Genomic DNA, 19,729 nt, shown 5'->3' on the forward strand with positions numbered 1-19,729 from the left:
TTTTTTATACTCATTTTCTGTGGCAAATTACTATAGATACAACCATTCACGCAAGGCTCTAGTCTTCAATGGAGCCTGTGTTTGTTGGAGTTATTACTATGAGGTAGGCCAAATAATGAGCAATATAACCACATTCTCAGTCACATCTTCAAATCGAAAAATAGACCCTTCACGGCGTCGAGGTGGCACGTTCAAAGCTGATGGCTCTCTTAACGACAATGACCGTGTCGAGATAGGTCCAACAGATCTTGCATTCAATGAGTGGGCTGAGCTAGGGCTGACACCTCCTAACCTTACACGAATGCGCGAATACCGCCTCCAAAGAATCGTAAAAGAACTACAGAAAAGAGATCTTGGCGGCATCTTATTGTTTGATCCTCTTAATATTCGATATGCGACTGACTCCACAAATATGCAGGTATGGGTAACCCATAATCACTCTAGAGCCTGTTTTGTATCGGCATCAGGCCATCTTATTTTATGGGATTTTCACAATTGTGAGCACTTATCAGCACACCGTCCTTTGATCAAAGAAGTCAGAGGAGGCGCTTCTTTCTTCTACTTTGAAACCGGTGATAGAACTGACGAACATGACTCTAGGTTTGCTTCAGAAATTCAATCTATTTTACAGGAACATGCTGGAGACAATAAAAGATTGGCTATCGATAAAATGGAAATTGCTGGTTTCAATAAGATAAAACAATTAGGAATCGATGTTTTTGATGGTCAGGAAGTGATGGAGTTTGCTCGATCTATTAAGAACGAAGATGAAATTAATGCCATGCGATGTTCAATTGCCTCAACAGAGGTTGCGATGAAGTGCATGCAAGAAGCAATAGTACCCGGTATCACTGAGAATGACATATGGTCTATTCTTCATGCGGAAAATATTCGTCGAGGTGGTGAGTGGATAGAATGTCGAATTCTTTCTTCAGGGCCTAGAACCAATCCTTGGTTTCAAGAAAGCGGCCCTCGAATTGTGAAGGAGGGTGAGTTACTTGCATTCGATACAGATCTGATTGGCCCTTATGGAATGTGTGCAGACTTGTCTCGAACTTGGATGATTGGAGAGAGCTTGCCAAGTGCAGAGCAAAAGCATCTCTATCAGGTAGCTTATGAACATATCCAACACAACATGAATATATTGAAACCAGGAATGACATTTGAAGAGGTGACAAAATCTGGTTTATTGCTTCCTGAAGAATATAGAGCGCAAAGATATGGTGTGATGATGCATGGCGTTGGTCTTTGTGATGAATACCCGTCTATTCGTTACCCCGAAGACCTTGAATGCCATGGCTATAGTGGTGTGTTGGAGCCGGGCATGGCACTCTGCGTTGAAGCGTATGTAGGTCGAGTTGGTGGTAAAAGTGGTGTCAAACTTGAAGATCAAATCATTATTACAGACACTGGGTTTGAAAACCTTACTAATTATCCATTCGAAGCCGCTTTATTGGCTAATTAAAGATAGTTTATTGGTTGTATGAATATTGTCTCAGAGCTTTTGGATTATGCTTATTTGAATATCATTGATGGTCATCTATAAAAGCTTGTTAAGATAAAGATTTGACATAGGTATAGTGTATTATCTGCGGATTTAGGTGGTTAGGATACTGATCAACACGTTGATAGCCATTATTATCAGTAGTACTGATAAGTACATAAAGTGTCTGTATGTAATGCATACGTGGTTACGCCCTGTGCCACGAGATAAGTCTCAAATGCCTGAATTAGCGTCGCTCCAATACGGTGGCGACGATAGTCAGGATCTACACAGAAGAACTGTAATTCGTTATCAAAATCGACTTTCTTTTGTTTCGCGCCAGCCGATTCTTTTTTCTGTAAATCACTTAATACCTGTCGACCTTGATCAGATAAACGCAGCTTGTTTTCTATCTGATCAATAATGGGCTTATCATCGAATGACAAAGCTTTATGTGGATCTTGTCTAGTGATCCCTATCACCACACCGCAAATAATGTCACCATATTCTGCAACTTGTATAAAAGTAGCATGATGACAGTCTTTAGCTAGAAATAGGGTAGCCAGTTGCTTTAGAACCTGCTTATCTGTTGCAGTAGTAAATACACTCAAATTCATATTGACGACAAAAAGGTCAACAATGGCTGCAAAGTCTTCAGGCGTAGCACGACGATACTGTATTGTCATCAGTTGTTCTCATTTATCATTAAAAGTACTGGCGTATGCTGATTGACCCAGCATACGCCAGTACTTTGCTACTAATATCTGGTTAGTGGGTTTAGTAAAGTATTAGTGTTTTTTACTTAATAGTTGTCCTGTATTTACCACTCTATCTCACCTGTATTGACTTGACTGCTCAACTCTAAATCACTTCCTCCGGGCAACGCTGGATAAGCCGATTTCATGGTAGAAATTACTTTTTCTGACTGCTTGGAGTCTTGCTTTTTTGCCTCATCTAGTGCTTGCTCAAAGGTTTTTAGATAGCTGAGGGTGAAATCAACAGCATAGTCTTTTTTGAGTAGGTTGCCTGAATAGTGACCTGGTATCACAAGGTTTGGCTTTAATTGCTTCATTTGTTCTAACGATTGCATCCACTCGCTACGAGCTTCTTTAGTTTGGGTATCCGCAGTCCACACATGCATACCTGATGTTACCGACACACCGCCGAAAACAGTTTTTGACTTTGGTACCCACATGTATGCTTGATGGGTTCCCATCTCCTTGATTTCAATTTTGTGACCTTCTAGGGTCAGTGTAGACTGATCAAGGGTTTGCGGTACTGTGATCTTGGTAGGCGCATGCTTGCCAAGGATTGGACCCCAATGCTTTAATTTTGCATCTTTAGTCGCCTCAATGTGTTTAATAATAGAAGGGCTAGACATAACCTTCACATTAGGGAAGGCTTTGACTAAAGGCTGAAGACCGAAATAGTAATCTGGATCGCCTGCCGTGATATAAATCATTTTTAGGTCTTTATTACTTTTTTTGATCATATCAACCAAAGCTTCACCATCTTTGACACCAAACTGTGCATCGAACAAGATAGCATCTTTCTCGCCACTTGCCAGCACAGAGGTCACTGGGAAAATAGCATTTTGATCAGGTTTATATGCTTGCAGTTGTAGATCGGCTGCGTTTACTTGGGTTGCGAGCAGTAGCACACTGGCCGCCATAGAAGCTGTCATTAATTTTTTCATAGTTCACCTATATTTTCGTTTGAGTAAATAGACCGCGTTAATAGCGGTATTCGTTGTTAATGGCTATTCTATTCGATTGTATTTCGTTTAAATACGCTATAATTCGGCATTTACTGTTTCAGTTTTCGCGCAAATAAGGATGGAGAGATGGACAGGCTGACCGCGTTGCAGGTGTTTGTTACGATCGTTGAACAAGGTAGCTTGAGCCGTGCCGCGGACAATTTAGACATGTCTAGAGCTAAGGTAACGCGCTATCTGACAGAGCTTGAGGGTTGGATGGATATGCGCTTATTACATCGCACGACTAGAAGTCTAAGCCTCACTGCACCTGGTGAGCAGACCCTTGAGGTGGCGTATCAGTTACTTGGATTAACCGACTCGTTGGATCAGATACGCAATCAAAATACTTTGGAGCTAAAAGGACAGTTGAGAATCACGGCCAGCTTTTCGCTAATTGATAGCCTTCTGATGGATGTGGTTGGTCGCTTTGTTTCTCACTGGCCGCAAACAGCAATTGATATTCTTACCACTGATGATTCGGTCAATTTAGTTGATGCCCGTATTGACTTGGCGATTCGTATCACCAATGACTTGGAGCCAAATGTCGTTGCCAGACGTATCGGTGAGTGCCACTCTGTCGTATGCGCTGCCCCTGAGTATTTACAAAAGCGTGGCAGACCTACAGATGTACAGTCGCTTGTACATCACAACTGTCTATCGTTTGCGTATTTTGGACGGTCGGCATGGGTGTTTGATGGGCCAAATGGTCCAGAGTCTGTTCCTATCTCTGGCAATATCAGCGCCAATATTTCTGAAGTCTTGCTCTCTGCCACGTTGCGTGGACATGGGATTAGTTTACAGCCATCTGGCGCAGTCAAATCTTTGATTGCCTCTGGCCAACTTATTGAGTTATTGCCTGAATGGAAACCTAAAACTTTGGGTGTTTATGTGGTTTATGCCAATCGAAAGCAGGTGACACCACTACAAAGAAAGTTTATTGATTTTCTCGCTGAAGAAATAAAGCGTTCACACTACTGGTAGCAAGTAATGGATGGATCGATCGGAATGTTTATTTATACTATTTTAAAAACAATACAATAGATCAATAAGAAATTTTATTAAAAAACGTCAGAAAATCTATAGCAGAAACTCAAACGGTCAATAGCAACGTTACAATGATGATTACTGACCATCTGATAATGTCTAGACTTCGCTTAATGATTGCTTAAGCCTTGATAAAAATAGTCTCTTCACTTAAGCGTGATTTAGGTATTTTGGCATTAAAGTCTTCATCGCTGCGATAGCCAAACGATACCACTGCTACAGCAGAATATCCTTTGCTACGTAAGTCGAACTCCGTATCAAGCGCCTGTAAATCAACGCCTTCCATAGGAACAGTATCAATACCTAAGAGACCGCTGCCCAATAATACCGCGCCCATATTTAGATATACCTGTTTGGCAAGCCAATGTGCCTCATCTTTGACATCGTAACGATGAATGTCTAAAAATAATTGGCGTGCTTGGTGCATCTGCGTTTTAAACTCTGGCTGCGCATAGCGACCATCTTGATCTTCTTTTTCTAACACCGCCTGCATATACTCATCGTCGGCATGGATACGAGTACAGAAAACCACCACATGTGAGGCATCTAAGACTTTAGGTGTATTAAAATGAAAGGCGCCTTGCGTGCTTTTGGCAATGCGTGCTTTGCCTGCATCATCATCTGCAATGACAAAGCTCCATGGTTGAATATTGGTACTTGATGGACTCATCTGTAGCATGTCTTTAATCTGCTCAAAATCTTCAGCAGATATCTTTTTATTGGCATCAAATACTTTGGTGCTGTAACGCCAGTTTAGTGCTTCATTAATGGTTTTCATGATTGTCCTTAAGTAAAGTAAGTTTCAGTTTTTTAGTCAGCTGGTAATACAAACGGATTTAACAAACGGTGCTACTCAATCCTTATTGTTCATCAAGTTAACTGATTAGCCCGTCCTAGTGATGACTCATAATAGTAAAGTTCATACATCGGAACCAGTAGCTGTAAGAGTAAACACTTTCAATATTATTTTGATAATATGACGTTTTTAATTCATTAAAAGGTTATTTATCACTATACTCAAGTCGGTGATAAGCTTGATCCTAACCAAAACATTTTGTAATGGAAGAATGTTTTCGATATATTTTAGGAAAAGTAGATTGTGCTAAGGTAGGAGATGTTTTTTGAGTTGTTTGGAAGTATTTTACTTGTCTACAAACATCTAATACAGATGGTTGAGCTGATTGATTTAAACAGCTTATAAACAGGCGTGATACACCCAATATAGGATGGCCAAGCCTGCTTATAGGGTTGTTGTTCTTTTATACAGTTCTTATATCGTTGGGAGCTATCGCTATAAATATTTGAGGATAGTAATGTGTTTGTTGCCATGTTTGAATTTAGCAAAAGCACGCATTAAAGAATACAGTAAAATGCTCAGTGCAATCGCAATGAACCAAAGTGTACTGACGTCATTTACACCAAAATATTCTCCATGCGTCATACCGAACTGTTGAACGGCAAATACATACAGCAGTTTCAATACATAGAGATGTACGATATAAAAAAACATTGGTACAGAACCAATGACTACCAGTGGTTTTATCCATGATTTGGTTTCAATCTTTTGGAGCATTACTAATAAGACCAGTCCTATGCCTACATTCCACAATATAAAGAGTAACGATGGTGGATATTTGGTGAGATTCATAAAGCTCATGAAGGTTTCACTCAGAGTCGGCATCATCAGCCATGCTTGATCGCCGTATATATTGGCCAGTCGCAGTACTACAAATAACGCGATACTCACCATGCCAAATGTAAGTAACGTACGATTTCTCTTTCGCACAGACGTAGAGTCACCGAATACAGATGTACCGATACAATAGCCTAGTATGATAACGCCAATCCAAGGCAGTACAGGATAAGAGGTTCTGAAACGAATCACCTCACCAAACTCAATCCAGCCGCGTTCATGAAGTATCAGCCACAGTTGATGCATCATAGGAATGTCGGCAAAGGAGACGGTATCTAATAAATTGTGCCCAAATATAATCACTAAGCTCAGTAGCCACAGCCACTTCTTAGGCAGACCAATAACCGCTGAGAGCGCAATCATACTGAATCCAATCGCCCATATCACTTGGAGGTAAACTACATCAGGTGGAAATTGTGCTGTCCAAGCAAAGTTAATTACAATCAGCTCCAAAAACACCAAAAAAAGCCCGCGTTTGATTAAAAATTCGCGGGTCATTTGAATACTATTGTGTTTGTGTTGGTACAAATAAGCAGACAGTCCCGTCAGTAACACAAAGACAGGCGCACATAAATGGGCAATCATTCGGCTGAAAAATAGTGGTTCATCCGTTCCTGGTATCAGCATTGGATCAGGAACTTGATGGTGTAAGTAAAAGGTCTCTCGAACATGATCCACCATCATGATGAGCATCACAAGCCCTCGAAGTGCGTCGATCGCTTGCAACCGTTGAAAAGGTGTCGCCATACAATAGCCTTTGTATAGTTAAAACGAAACATTATAACATATCAATTATTAGCTACTACTGATTTAAGTACGCATTTTCGCAGAGGTGCTCACTGATTTGGATGTTTATGCTTGTCTTAACTTTTTATGCTGTGTCTGACCTAACGATAGCGTACCGCTGTTAAAACGGCGCGAAATTATCAGGCTGACTGTGCGTATCAGTCCAACGTTGATTGGCATCAATATGACTATTAAGCCCAACTCCTCGTGGTACTTGCATATTATCGCCATATAGCCAAAGCACCATATTGGTACGTTTGCCACTGGTGATTGGATGTGCGGCATGAGGCACCGAGCCTCTATGAATAATCGCCATGCCAGGTTTAAAAATGGCACGTTTGGTTTGCCCTAAATGGCGATCGACAAAGTCAACTTCTGATCCAGTAAAGTCTTCGCCTGGCAGATTTAGGTTAATATTCATAGTCACTGCTGAAGCATCAGTATGAAGTTGTAGCGATGTGTCGCCTGTCGGCTGGTATTGAATTGAGAACCCAAAGGTCTGAGTGTCATAGCCATAAACATTGGCAAATAACAACCGAGCGATAGGGCGCATATATTGATTCATGACTCTATGATAAAACGCCTGAAAATTAGGGGTGGCCAAATAGCCTGACGAGCGCGCATCTAGCATAGCCCCATTACTGTTCAATGCGATACCGTAAGGAGGACGTATAGGAATGTTAGCGTCTGCGATTGCTTGCAGATAACGGCGCAGCGTTGATAGTTGTGCTGGGTCAAAGAGTTGCCCTTGGTATACGTCAGGTAGTATCTCTTGCCATAAGTTTTTAACAGCCGTCTCCGTAGAAGGAGTGCGCCATGCTTGCGTCACTACATCACGTAGAGTTGGATCAAATAATGAGTCATCAAGTACAGGCAAGTCATGCTCAGTGGTTTCCCATTCTGCCCACGCTTGCTCTAGTAACTGGCTGTTTTGATGCCAGAAATGCTCTACCGATGCTGCACGTCTCAGCATATCTGATTTTGACGGTAGTGGTAAGTTGCGTGCCTGCTGTAGTGCGCTCTGTTGAGTATCTCCATCATGGTCGCTATAGTGTTGAGTGTCCTGTGTGCTCGTAGGCCGTATTATAGTATCCATCGTGTATCTCCAAATGTGTGAGTGAACCTTATAGGTGCATGCTACTATAATTAATGATTTTGATAATCAGCAGGTTTAGAGAAACAGTTTCAATAATTTTTATATAATGATGAGGCTAGCAGCAGCAAGCGATGGTGGTTGCTAAGTTAGACGCTAATTGAACGAAGGCATGACGATGAAAAATTTTCAGGATTTACGTATTTTTATTGAGACCGCTCGCTTAGGTAGCCTATCTGCCTGTGCTCGGCACTTAGATCTGTCGCCTGCCGTTGTGAGTGCAGCGGTCAAGCGATTAGAAGCGGAAATTGAGACGGTATTATTTGTTCGCTCTACTCGTAGGCTGCGTCTAACTAGCAAGGGTGAGCAATATTTAAAGCATTGCCGAGATGCGGTGGCTATTTTAGACAACGCTTATGCAGGACTGCATGACAATGATGCTGAGCTGACGGGTACCATTCGGCTGTCGGCATCATCAGATTTGGGACGAAACTTAATTTTGCCTTGGTTGGACGATTTTATAGACATTCACCCAAAAGTGACGGTGCAGCTACATATGTCAGACAGCTATGTGGACTTGTACGGTCAGCAGATTGATTTGGCACTACGTTACGGCGCGCCCAAAGATTCATCACTGGTCGCACTACCTATTGTATTGAATAATCGCCCTATATTGTGTGCGTCAAAGGAGTATTTGGGCAAAATTGATAAGGATATTGGTATGCCAAAAATGCCGGAAGATTTATCGCAGCATAATTGCTTACGTTTGGGGCATGATGAAAAGTATTTGAGCGAGTGGACTTTTGAGAAAGCGGGAAAGACTAAACGTGTGGCCGTGGATGGCAATCGCAGAAGTAAAGACGGTGACGTTGTGCGCCGCTGGGCAGTGGCGGGTAAAGGCATCGCATTAAAGTCTCAGTTAGATATAGCCGGCGATTTGAAGGCAGGGAGACTGGTTGAGGTAGAGTTGAACGGCTGGCAAGTGGCCAACTATCCACTATATTTGATTTGTCCAGAACGGCGATTAATCGATCCACTGTTTAATACGGTCAAAGAATACTTGATTGAACGGGTAGAGCAGGTGTTAAGGTAAAACAAAAATTAATGGTTACCCTATTTAATCAGACGAGCAAAACAACAGTCCCTAGACAGTAATTGCTGGATGGCTATTATAATTATTGCCATACCTTATCAAGCACCGTAAACCAGTTTTTTGACGTTATCTTTTCAATCAGTTGATCAGAGAAGTGCCGTTGCTGCATTCGCTCAATCAACATAGAGATTTGACTGATATCAGATAACTCATCAGGTAGTAGGCAACCATCGAAATCAGAGCCAAACCCAACGTGATCTTCGCCTAGATGGTCGATCAGATAATCAAGATGGTCGACAATCACATCAAGCGAAGTTTGCGTATTACGTTGCCCATCTGCACGAAGAAACGCCACATCGAAATTCACTCCAACCAAACCATCGCTTTGTTTAATAGCAGCCAGCTGCTGATCAGTTAAGTTCCGTGCTTGCTGACAGAGAGTATGTGCGTTTGAATGTGTCGCAACAATAGGCTGGCAGGCAATCTCTAGCGTATCCCAAAAAGCACGCTCATTCATATGCGACACATCGATCAGCATCTGCTTTTCACTGCATTTAAGAATGAGGTCTTTACCTTGAGTCGTGAGCCCAGATCCTGTATCTGGAGAGTGCGGAAAGGAAGCATTCAAGCCATCACCGAAGAGGCTCTTTCTATTCCATAGTGGGCCAATGCTTCTGAGTCCTGCCTCATAAAACACATCCAGCAGGTCAGGCTGTATGGCTAAAAACTCAGCACCTTCCAAATGCAAAACGATGCCCAGTTGCTTATTCTGCTGACAGGCCTGAATTTGTTCTAACGAGGTGCAAATCTGGATTTGACCATCAGATCTTGCCTGTAGTTGCTGGGCTAGTTTCAATTGTTCACAACAGATATCGACGATTTCTTGCGGAGTAAAATCTGAATGTGATGGGTTGGCTAATTTGTCAGGTTGGTTGTTTTTCACATAAGCGTAGGGCGGTAAAAATATAGAAAATAATCCGCCCATCCAATTCGCTTCTTTGCAGCGTTGTAAATCCAAATGTCCCGGTAACGTGCCATAAATAAAGTCATGTACCGGATCGGCAGCTGAACTTAGCCAAAGGCGAGTCAACAGATCATTATGTCCATCAAATATCACAGGCTGAGCGTTCATAGTTAATCCGTTACCATACGAGTAGGAATCAATTGCTCTTCATTCAGCTGTTTGTTACTCAGTGATTTAGAATTTTTTGGATTTCTAAACAGTAAATCTTCAAAAGGTACAGGCGTTTCACTATTGATACGTGCCTCCTCGATTAGATAATGATAAGGCGATTTGCCACACACAGGATCGGCGTTTTTGGCATCGCCCGTCAGCATAAAGGCTTGGCAACGACAGCCGCCATAATCGCGTTCTTTGTCTGGGCAGTTTTGGCAGATATCGGGCATCCAGTCATCACCGCGAAACTGATTGAAGCTCGCAGAGTCATACCAAATATCTGACAGTGGTGTATGTCGTACATTAGGAAACTGTATTGGCATTTGTCTGGCAGCATGGCAAGGTAGAGCTGTACCGTCTGGGGCCACTGTTAAGAAAATCTTGCCCCAGCCATCCATACAGGGCTTTGGACGTTCTTCATAATAATCAGGCACCACAAAAATAAGTTTGCATTTGATACCACGTTCTTCGATCTGCTTACGGTATTCATTGGTAATGCGTTCAGCTCGGACCACTTGCGCTTTGGTTGGTAGCAAACCCTCTATGTTCTCAAACGCCCAACCATAAAACTGACAAATAGCCAACTCAACCGTGTCGGCTTCCAGCTCTAAGCAGAGATCAATAATCTGGCCAATCTGATCGATGTTTTGCCGATGAATCACAAAGTTAAGCACCATCGGATAGTCGTATTGCTTAACCAGACGTGACATCTCATACTTTTGCTCAAAGGCATGTTTTGAACCTGCCAAGGCATTATTGACCGTTGGATCACTGGCTTGAAAGCTAATTTGAATATGCTGAAGACCTGCTTCTTTTAAACGCGCAATCCGAGCTTCGGTCAATCCCATACCTGACGTAATCAAGTTAGTATAAAAACCTTGATTGTGTGCATAAGCGACCAATTCTTCTAGGTCTTGACGAACCAGTGGTTCACCGCCAGAAAAACCAAGCTGCACCGCACCCATTTGCCGCGCCTGATCAAACACATCAAACCATTCCTCTGTCGTTAGCTCATCTTTATACTGAGCATAGTCAATAGGGTTTGAGCAATAAGGGCATTGTAAGGGGCAGCGATAGGTTAGCTCAGCAAGCAGCCATAGCGGTAGCCCGACTGGCGCAGTCATACTAAGTCAATCCAATGTTCACGCTGGGCGACCAGCATATATTCAATGATGTCTTGTTCGATTTCGGGAATATCGCCAAACATAGCTTGTACCTTTTGGATAATATCAGCAATGGACGCTTGACCATCAATATGTTGCCCAATGATGCTGGCACTGTCATTGAGCTTAATCATGCCTTCAGGGTAAAGTAGGACATAGGCGTTTTGCGCAGGCTCAAACTGAAAACGATAACCGTGACGCCATACCGGTACGATGGATTGATCCAGCTCAGGTAAGCTAGCAGGTATACTCATTTGAATAATCCTTTATGCCAAACATTGTCAGTGGTAACGCTTTGATAAGGGGCTTGATTATGCACATAGGCCAAGCTCAATGCATCCAAGATCGTCCATAAGATATCGAGCTTAAACTGTAGGATCTCAAGCATACGCTCTTGTTGCTCGGCGGTTTTGAATGAGTCGAGTGTGATGGTCAGACCATGCTCAACATCGCGGCGCGCTTGACTCAAGCGTGAGCGGAAATAGGTATAGCCTTGCTCCTTTATCCAAGGGTAGTGCTTGGGCCAAGACTCTAAACGTGACTGGTGAATCTGCGGGGCAAACAGCTCGGTCAGTGAGCTACTGGCGGCTTCTCGCCATGAGGTGCGCCGCGCAAAGTTCACATAGGCATCCACGGCAAAACGCACACCCGGTAGCACTAGCTCTTCAGAAATCACTTGCTCACGGGTCAAACCAACTGCCTCTGCCAGACCCAACCATGCTTCACGACCACCGCCGTCAGGATATACGCCATCTTGATCAATCATACGCTGGATCCATTCTTGACGCACGCGCTGATCAGGACAGTTTGCCATAATAGCTGCGTCTTTCAATGGAATGTTGATCTGATAATAAAAACGGTTGGCGACCCACGCTTGGATTTGCTGCTGTGTCGCTTTGCCTTCATGCATCATGATATGAAAGGGATGATAAATATGATAATACTGACCCTTAGCCATAATCGCTTGTTCAAACGCTTCTGGGCTTAGCGCTGTGTTTTCTTCTTGCATTGTTCTCACCTTACGATTGCTATCTTTGCCTTACCGTTTGTCTTAAAGCTCAATCTGCATACCATCAAATGCTACTTCAACATTATGTTGTTTTAATGTCGCGGCTTGTTCGGATTGTTCGTTCAATATCGGGTTGGTATTATTGATATGGATTAGCACCTTGCGAGCGTTATCTAGCTGGTCTAGATAATGCAACGAGCCATCTTCACCACTAATATGTAAATGCCCCATGTCTTGGCCAGTCTTCGTACCGACGCCGCACTCTTGCATTTCATTGTCCGTCCATAGCGTACCGTCAATCATCACGCAGTCAGAGCTTTTCATAATCTGCATCACTTGATCGTCAATTTTACCGAGACCTGGCGCATAAAAGAGTTGTTTTTGTGTTTTTAAGTCTTTTACAATCAGGGCAATATTGTCGCCATCATGTGGGTCATTACGATGCGGAGAGTAGGGCGGTGCAGAGCTTCTAATCACCAAAGGCGTCAATTCTAAATTGTCAAACCCTTCAATCTTAAACGTTTTTTCTGGATCAATTTGATTATATTGCAAGCCGCCATTCCAGTGCTTCAACATGTTAAAGAGAGGAAATCCTGTCGTTAGATCTTGATAGACCATGTCAGTACACCAAACAGGAATTGGACAACCTTCACGCAGGGTCAATAGCCCCGTCGTATGGTCAAGTTGACTGTCCATCAAGACCACATTGGTGATGCCTGTATCTCTCAAATGACGTGCTGGCTGTGCTGCCTTGAACTCAAATAATTGTTGGCGGATATCAGGTGACGCGTTGAATAAGATCCAATCCACACCATTTTCTGATATGGCAATCGAAGATTGGGTACGGGTCTTTGCCTGAATCGTGCCTTGACGCACGCCGTGGCAATTATCGCAGTTACAGTTCCACTGCGGGAAACCGCCACCAGCAGCTGAGCCTAAAACGTGAATATACATAAATCAATATTTCCAAAAAAATAAAAGCCCTAATCATCTAGGGCTTTTAATGGATTGAGTGCTAATGAGTTTTAGCGTGCTTCGAAATACATAGTCACTTCGAAACCGATACGAATGTCTTGAAAAGCTGGTTTGGTCCACTGCATGGGATTACTCCAAAAGTTATTATGGGATCATCGTTGAGATGAATGAAAGCAATTATCAATGGTAGTATAAGCTGACCCTTGCTGTCAATTTCTTAGATGTTAGTAAAGCGTTAACGAGCATCGATCAAGCAGTCTTCTATAGCACAGATGAAAGCCTATTTATCATGTTAAAAAGACAGTATATCGAGCATAAGATTAAAAATATCTTTGAATAGTTTGAGTATAAATTATAACTATAAAAAATCTGCTCGAAGTGAGTTAAGCGTATCTCAAGAACTTATGAGTTATACAGGTATATTGCAAAAACCGAATTTATCTATAAAGTAATAGATTAACTTAATAGATACTGGAGCCTGAAGATGATTGCTGAATTACAAGGCAGTGAGTTAACCAAAGCAATCTTGGAAAATGTCAGCAACTATGTATGGTGTGCTGTCAGCAACGTTAGCGATGATTATGCTGTAGCAACCATAGATAATGGTTACTACGAATTATTGGTTCCTATTGTAGCTTTCAATAACGACCAGTTCGTTTGTGATAAAGGTGAGCTATGGGAACATGCTGTCTCAGTAAAGAGAGTGGCGCTTACTCAAGATGATGTGGAGCTATAACTTACTATTAATAGAATGACTGTTATACTCTGCATGCAGATTAGTTTTGCAGCCTATGCACGAAAATCTACCATCTGTCTACAACTTCTTGTTCTAGTTGACATTACATCTGTACTATCTATTTATAAGCTCATCTGTCTAATCATCAATATTTTGAAACGATAGATATAACAGGTTCGAAGATGCTCAAGTAATTGTTGTTATGAAGCCACTTGTTTAGCTTACTAATCATTGTCATTGAATAGGAGTAACAACATGGATACAGTAACTGTTGGAAGCGAATTAACTCGTTCAATGCTTGAGGAAGGTTATCAAAGTATATGGTGTGCTGTGAGTGACGAGAGTGATGAGAACGCTATAGAAGATCAGGTAGGTAATGACTTCACATCTCGCATTGTGGCTTTTGAAGATGGCCAGTTCTATTGTACGGGCGGTATGCCTTGGAAGTATGCAGTGCCAATTGAGATCGTTGCATTGACGCGATATGACTTTTCTTTTTAGTGAACAAACATAACGTAGATAGGTTTGGATAGTCATCGCCGAAAGTAAACCCTAATATCAAGATATTTAGTTAGATAAAATGCGCGACTGACAAGGCCATTCAAGCGATGCAATATAAAGCTTGAATGGCCTTTTGTGTTTTAGAGCCAGTTTGAAAACTATCTATTATTTCAAAAATTCAGGGCGCATAAAGGCTGGGTTTGGATACGTATAAAATCCTTCACCAGTCGCGAATCCTAGTTTGTTTTGATCGATTAATTGCTCTTTTAAATATTGAGCAGCTTTTAACCTCGCAGGATTTTGAGTTTTTTCAGCAGATAGTTTGGTGATGTTGTAGGCAGTGTGGATACCGATAGTGTCCAATATGGCAAAGGGACCTGACGGCGCGCCAGTTACTATCATCCACGTTTTATCTATCGTATGTGGATCGGCAACCTCTTTTGCAACCAATTGCAAAGCTGCATCTATAAAAGGCGCCAACAAACTGTTCATGATATAACCGGGTTGCTCTTTATCCAGCGGCATTGCCACCATACCGATGGCAGTAGCAAAAGCAACAACCTCATCAAATACTTTAGGATCTGTGCCAGGATGTCCCATGATTTCGGCGACATTATGCAGCCAAATTTTATTGGCAAAGTGTAGCGCTAAAAACTGCGCAGGTCGTCCCGTTGATTCCGCAAACTGGCTAGGAAGTAAGGTTGAGGTATTGGTGGCAAAGATGGTTTTCTCTGGCGCTAGTTTGGCAAGTTTTTCGTAAAATTCGATTTTAATCTCAGGAATCTCGGGAATGGCTTCAATCATTAGGTCAGCATCTTTGACTGCTTCTGCTAAGTCTGAGGTGTAGCTGAGATTATCAAAAGCCTTGTCTAGCTGCTCTTGAGTTGCCCTCAAATCCTTTCTAAAAGCCTTGCACATCAATTGAAATTTTGACTTTGCTTTTTCTAAAACCTCATCATTGATGTCATAGACACTGACATTAAAACCATGAAATGCGGCCTGAAAAGCAATTTGATAGCCTAGGATGCCGCTTCCAGCGACAGTTACATTTTTATACGTCATTGTATTTATTTCCTAATAGTAGTGGATATAAGTTGCTAGATAAATGTCTAGAACTTATAGACCTATTATTAGATGGTTTTACCTTATTATTCAACCTTCATTTTTATAAAAACATTAAAGAGAACCCAAAAATCTCGCTATGCAAGTATCAGATAAGTTTACACCACTTGACTTCTTATATTATTAAATAATTCAATGGCTTGATAATAATATTGCTAGCTTCATACCTGATGATTTTATGATAATTGAAGGCTAATTTAATATCATAACTATATTTTTAATGACTGTTGATGTCAAAATATTGTCGACGAGGTTGTAAAGGAGGATATAAGCAGTGATGTAGGAAGATAAGATAGAAATGAAATCTATGCTTAAGCATCATATTACCGAACTTGCTCAATATTAGGCTTGCGAGAAGGCATTTTATCTATCCTAGTTAAGCGAAACAAAGATATGTACGATGAAAATCGTATTTAACGCGTTCAATATCTAAGGAAGGGTATTATCCTTATCATTATTCTTATGTATGAATCCGTTACTGAGTTATAAGGTTTACACTTGTGTCACGCACCATCTTCCAACTGTGTTTATGTGCGTAAGAATTGCATTAGTAGAGAAGCAGCTAGAGCAGACAAGCCATCTTATTGATCTATCCAAAGGTGAACAGCGTAGCAAAGAATATCTAGGAATCAACCCTAATGGTGTGGTACCAACCTTGGTAGATAAGGGTATGGTTGTTATTGATTCGACCGATATCGTTAATTATTTAGATACCACCTATGAACCCAATTCGTTGCGTCCTGATAGTGAAGCTGAAATGCAGGCCATGTATGATTGGATGCATATGGCAAAAGACAATCATCTGTCTATAAAAACTTATATGTATTATAAATTAGGTGCCACGGGTATTAGCGAAGAAGAGCCAACAGAATACCGCAAAAACCAAACTTACGACAAAGCACTGTTAGCATTTCACGAGCACTGTAGTACACATGGTTTTAGTCAAGAGGATGTTGATAAGGCTACCGCAGTGCTTGATGACTGTTTTGCAAAAATGGACGTGCGTCTCAAAGATCATGATTAGCTAGTTGGCGATGGCTTTTCATTGGCAGAGGTTACTTGAACTCCGCAACTGGTTATTTTAAGTAGAACAGGTTATCCCTTTACTCGGTATGTACACTTTGAGTGTTGGAAAAATGCAGCTATCGCATACCCTAATTTTACATAAGCAGTTGCTGGTTAGTTGAAGTAAAGATTATTAACAACAACTGTAAAACCATAGTAAAAAAGTGCAATTATAATAGTAAAACCTTGGTGTAAATTTAATGTAAATAATATTATCTAGGGAAAATAAAAATCATACATTTGTATAAAAATTATGCCCTTAGAAAGTAGTGTTCTGCCCCAAGATTGAAAAGACCACCTTGACTTGAATAGTGAGGGTGGTTTTTTATTTGTACATCGATATAGATTTATGAGGTCTGTATCGCTATAGAAGAGAAATGAATTACTTTCAAACAATTTGAAGCCGCAATAGTTAAAAGATAAGTGGGAGCTAAGGTATTAAAAAATAAGCCATTAATTTTTGATTTCACCATAATTAGCCTAATAAAACGTGATGAATGGTTGAAAACAGGTTATGAGCAGCTAACCAAGCTTTGTTAGTTTGCTATACTATAGAGAGTATAGAACTAAAGTTCTTTAATTACAGATTTATAAGAATAAATGGAATTAATAAGCTTTTGATTAACATGTGTTTTCGTTGCCAATAAAGTATCAACAACCAAATAATACAAGAAGTCAGGATAAAACTATGGATAAGTTATTTAATAAAAATATGATTGCTCTCATTTTGTCAATAGCTTTATTTGGCTTACCTTCTTGTGCTGTGACTGGTGTTGATAATAGTGGTGACAGTCGCCGTATCAATAGTGTGATGTGGAACAAACAAGTAAACGCTAACATTGACAGTCTATTAGCAAAAAAAGCACCTACTGATCAAACGAGACTGGTATTTGTTAGAAGTAATGATCGTTACTCTGAGCAAACTAGTGCCAATATCGCTATAAATAATAGGTTTCAGGTGAGCTTACAACAAGGTAACTATACGGTAGTCAACTCTTGTATAGGTACTAATCAGCTGAGTGCTTATGCAACAGGATTTAAGAACAATGATTTACTTGCAAATAAAAAAGACTTTGAGCTTACTGGTGGTCAGACTTACTTTTTTTATGTCGATATGGCAGAAACAGGGCAAAGCAACCTGAAGCAGGTTACTGTTGAAAGTGCTATGCAATTGCTAAAAAACAAACGTTATCAGTCTCATCAAATTAGCCGCGTAGTTCCTAACTGTCCCACACCCGTTGCACTTAAAGCGCAAGCGATACCAATGGTAATGCCTGTAAATATCCCAACGCCTGTGTTAGCAGAAAAAATAACAATTGATCTTGAAGTATTATTTGAGACAGACAAAGCCATAGTGCGACAAGACTATTATTCAAAAATAGTTGAGTTAGCAGAGTTCATGACTCAGTACCCTAATACGGTTGCCACCATTGAGGGGCACACTGATAGTCGTGGTAGTGATGACTATAACCAGAGCTTGTCACAGCGCCGAGTCAATGCAGTGCAAAAAGTATTGATTGAAAAATTTAATATTGCAGCAGAACGTGTAAATGCTATTGGTTATGGAGAACTGCAACCAAGAGCCAGTAACGATAGTGCCGAAGGTCGACAACTCAACCGCCGTGTCATAGCGATAGTTGAAGAGCGCTTGATTACTAAGTAAGCCCTAAAAAATGAGTACTAGCTTAGATCTAAGCGGTTGTCGCTAGTGACTATTATACATACATGAATCTCTTAAAAAATTTTTTGATTTAGAAAAATAAAAGGTAAATCGACTATGAACACTATCGTTGTCAAAACCAATAATGCCACTCAAACTGTCAGCCAAGTACAAGTCATCACCAAGGACGGAGTACCGACTGTTATTGCTGCTGAGGGACAAGTGAATTATGAGTTTCACGATACTTCCATTGGTTATGCGCCTAATCATATTATTACTAAGCGTATTAAAAATGATTTACACGTGTCTTTTGAAAAAGAAGGACAAGAGAGCGACCTTATTATTGAAGGTTTTTATGATGATCCAGATAGTGCTTTAGTTGGTATTGCTGAAGATGGTGAGTACTACTACTACATACCAGATACAGGTGAGACGTATGACTACGTCACGCAATTAGAAGTGGGCGACGTTGAAGGGCAAGCTCTGGGTGGGCAGGACTATATAGCTGCGGCTATTCCTTGGTGGATACCTGCAGCAGCAGGACTTGGTTTAGTTGGAATCGTCGCGGCAGTAAGCGAAAGAGGAGATAATGATAAAACAGAGCCTGTGAATGATGCGCCTGTGGCAACCGATGCCGCTATTAGCACGCCAGAGGGTGAGGCTATTGCGGTACCCCTGATTGCCAGCGACATCGATGGCGTGGTGGCGAGTATCACCATCACTACCTTACCAGACCCTGCTCAAGGCGTTCTAAGCTACACCAATGCGGCAGGTGATCGTGTGCCTGTCGTTGCGAACACCCCGCTGAGTGCTGCTGAAGCGGCCACTGTCCTCTTTACCCCAACTGAGAACTTCAATGGCGCGGTAGAGGCCATTGACTTTATCGCCATAGACGATGATGGTCTAGATTCGGCGCCTGCCACGGTGACGTTAACGGTTACTGACGTGAATACGCCGCCAACGGCTACCGATCAAAGTCTGAGCACTGATGAAGACACGGCAGTGCCGGTAGTGCTAATCGGCGATGACATTGATGGTGTGGTTGCCAGTGTCACCGTATTGCAAGTACCGCCTACCAATCAAGGTGTGCTTACCTATGAGGATGATGGACAAACGGTTGAGCTTACTCCAGGTACCGTATTAACCGCTGATCAAATTACCAGTGTGGTGTTCACACCTGCGCCTAATTTCAACGGACGCGTCAGCAACCTCCAATTCACCACTACCGACGATGATGGTGCCGTATCAGCGCCTGCCACCGTTGAGATTACTGTAACTCCCGTTGTTGACATCACTTATGTTGTTATTATGGGAGACGAAAATGTTATTGAAGGTGAAGAGGCTGAATACACAGTCGAGTTTTTAGATGAAAG

Annotated in this window: 20 protein-coding genes; 8 read left to right on the forward strand and 12 right to left on the reverse strand. The window is 41.6% G+C overall.

Annotation, left to right across the window (positions count from 1 at the left end; all coding sequences use genetic code 11):
* Positions 1–115: 115 nt before the first annotated feature.
* Positions 116–1,465 carry a dimethylsulfonioproprionate lyase DddP gene (gene dddP, locus CXF69_RS04515; RefSeq protein ID WP_102078382.1) on the forward strand — a complete coding sequence of 450 codons (1,350 nt, stop codon included), beginning with the start codon at positions 116–118 and terminating at the stop codon, positions 1,463–1,465.
* A 176-nt stretch (positions 1,466–1,641) separates the two neighbouring features.
* On the opposite strand, the gene CXF69_RS04520 is transcribed toward dddP, so the two are convergent.
* Both CXF69_RS04520 and CXF69_RS04525 read right to left on the reverse strand, forming a co-directional pair.
* Positions 1,642–2,169, reverse strand: a complete 528-nt coding sequence (locus CXF69_RS04520; protein ID WP_101205835.1) for a GNAT family N-acetyltransferase — start codon at positions 2,167–2,169, stop codon at positions 1,642–1,644.
* 134 nt (positions 2,170–2,303) lie between these two features.
* Positions 2,304–3,179 carry an MBL fold metallo-hydrolase gene (locus tag CXF69_RS04525; protein WP_101205836.1) on the reverse strand — a complete coding sequence of 292 codons (876 nt, stop codon included), beginning with the start codon at positions 3,177–3,179 and terminating at the stop codon, positions 2,304–2,306.
* A 147-nt stretch (positions 3,180–3,326) separates the two neighbouring features.
* Between CXF69_RS04525 and CXF69_RS04530 the strand changes: the two genes are divergently transcribed.
* Positions 3,327–4,220: a LysR family transcriptional regulator gene (locus CXF69_RS04530; protein ID WP_101205837.1), complete on the forward strand. Its 894-nt coding sequence runs from the start codon at positions 3,327–3,329 to the stop codon at positions 4,218–4,220.
* Positions 4,221–4,404: 184 nt separating this feature from the next.
* Here CXF69_RS04530 and nfsB read toward each other — a convergent pair whose 3' ends face one another.
* The 3 genes from nfsB to CXF69_RS04545 all read right to left on the reverse strand — a co-directional run bounded on the left by nfsB (position 4,405) and on the right by CXF69_RS04545 (position 7,858).
* On the reverse strand, positions 4,405–5,061 hold the full coding sequence (nfsB, locus tag CXF69_RS04535) for an oxygen-insensitive NAD(P)H nitroreductase (RefSeq protein ID WP_101205838.1): 657 nt from the start codon (positions 5,059–5,061) through the stop codon (positions 4,405–4,407).
* A 513-nt stretch (positions 5,062–5,574) separates the two neighbouring features.
* On the reverse strand, positions 5,575–6,723 hold the full coding sequence (locus CXF69_RS04540; protein WP_101205839.1) for an acetyltransferase domain-containing protein: 1,149 nt from the start codon (positions 6,721–6,723) through the stop codon (positions 5,575–5,577).
* A gap of 160 nt (positions 6,724–6,883) precedes the next feature.
* Positions 6,884–7,858, reverse strand: a complete 975-nt coding sequence (locus CXF69_RS04545; RefSeq protein WP_198551541.1) for a 2OG-Fe(II) oxygenase family protein — start codon at positions 7,856–7,858, stop codon at positions 6,884–6,886.
* 175 nt (positions 7,859–8,033) lie between these two features.
* Here CXF69_RS04545 and CXF69_RS04550 point away from each other — a divergent pair, with 175 nt between their 5' ends.
* Positions 8,034–8,948, forward strand: coding sequence for a LysR family transcriptional regulator (locus CXF69_RS04550; protein ID WP_101205840.1), 915 nt, complete (start codon positions 8,034–8,036; stop codon positions 8,946–8,948).
* A gap of 82 nt (positions 8,949–9,030) precedes the next feature.
* On the opposite strand, the gene CXF69_RS04555 is transcribed toward CXF69_RS04550, so the two are convergent.
* From CXF69_RS04555 to pqqA, 6 genes are all read right to left on the reverse strand, one after another.
* On the reverse strand, positions 9,031–10,080 hold the full coding sequence (locus CXF69_RS04555) for a dipeptidase (RefSeq protein WP_180952632.1): 1,050 nt from the start codon (positions 10,078–10,080) through the stop codon (positions 9,031–9,033).
* Positions 10,081–10,082: 2 nt separating this feature from the next.
* Entirely contained in the window at positions 10,083–11,249 is a 1,167-nt protein-coding gene (gene pqqE / locus CXF69_RS04560; protein ID WP_102078381.1) for a pyrroloquinoline quinone biosynthesis protein PqqE, read from the reverse strand.
* Positions 11,246–11,542, reverse strand: coding sequence for a pyrroloquinoline quinone biosynthesis peptide chaperone PqqD (gene pqqD, locus CXF69_RS04565; RefSeq protein WP_057760106.1), 297 nt, complete (start codon positions 11,540–11,542; stop codon positions 11,246–11,248). The genes pqqE and pqqD overlap by 4 nt, the downstream gene beginning before the upstream one ends.
* Positions 11,539–12,297, reverse strand: a complete 759-nt coding sequence (gene pqqC / locus CXF69_RS04570; RefSeq protein ID WP_102078380.1) for a pyrroloquinoline-quinone synthase PqqC — start codon at positions 12,295–12,297, stop codon at positions 11,539–11,541. Before pqqC ends, pqqD begins: the two co-directional genes overlap by 4 nt.
* A 42-nt stretch (positions 12,298–12,339) precedes the next feature.
* Positions 12,340–13,251, reverse strand: coding sequence for a pyrroloquinoline quinone biosynthesis protein PqqB (gene pqqB / locus CXF69_RS04575; RefSeq protein WP_102078379.1), 912 nt, complete (start codon positions 13,249–13,251; stop codon positions 12,340–12,342).
* Between the two features lie 71 nt (positions 13,252–13,322).
* Complete coding sequence (gene pqqA / locus CXF69_RS04580) at positions 13,323–13,397, reverse strand: pyrroloquinoline quinone precursor peptide PqqA (protein WP_082894360.1); 75 nt, start codon at positions 13,395–13,397, stop codon at positions 13,323–13,325.
* 359 nt (positions 13,398–13,756) lie between these two features.
* On the opposite strand from pqqA, the gene CXF69_RS04585 reads away from it, so the two are divergent.
* Entirely contained in the window at positions 13,757–14,008 is a 252-nt protein-coding gene (locus CXF69_RS04585) for a hypothetical protein (protein WP_102078378.1), read from the forward strand.
* A 255-nt stretch (positions 14,009–14,263) separates the two neighbouring features.
* Positions 14,264–14,509 carry a hypothetical protein gene (locus CXF69_RS04590; RefSeq protein ID WP_102078377.1) on the forward strand — a complete coding sequence of 82 codons (246 nt, stop codon included), beginning with the start codon at positions 14,264–14,266 and terminating at the stop codon, positions 14,507–14,509.
* A gap of 165 nt (positions 14,510–14,674) precedes the next feature.
* Here CXF69_RS04590 and CXF69_RS04595 read toward each other — a convergent pair whose 3' ends face one another.
* Positions 14,675–15,571 carry a 3-hydroxyacyl-CoA dehydrogenase gene (locus CXF69_RS04595; protein ID WP_102078376.1) on the reverse strand — a complete coding sequence of 299 codons (897 nt, stop codon included), beginning with the start codon at positions 15,569–15,571 and terminating at the stop codon, positions 14,675–14,677.
* Positions 15,572–16,160: 589 nt separating this feature from the next.
* Here CXF69_RS04595 and CXF69_RS04600 point away from each other — a divergent pair.
* The 3 genes from CXF69_RS04600 to CXF69_RS04610 all read left to right on the forward strand — a co-directional run.
* Entirely contained in the window at positions 16,161–16,655 is a 495-nt protein-coding gene (locus CXF69_RS04600; protein ID WP_205963280.1) for a glutathione S-transferase family protein, read from the forward strand.
* 729 nt (positions 16,656–17,384) lie between these two features.
* Complete coding sequence (locus tag CXF69_RS04605) at positions 17,385–18,359, forward strand: OmpA family protein (RefSeq protein WP_102083158.1); 975 nt, start codon at positions 17,385–17,387, stop codon at positions 18,357–18,359.
* Positions 18,360–18,473: 114 nt separating this feature from the next.
* Positions 18,474–19,729 (forward strand): Ig-like domain-containing protein (locus CXF69_RS04610; protein WP_228706739.1); only part of this gene is annotated, 1,256 nt, incomplete at its 3' end.

Origin of the sequence: Psychrobacter sp. Choline-02u-9 (assembly GCF_002836505.1) — a bacterium.
GTDB lineage: Bacteria > Pseudomonadota > Gammaproteobacteria > Pseudomonadales > Moraxellaceae > Psychrobacter.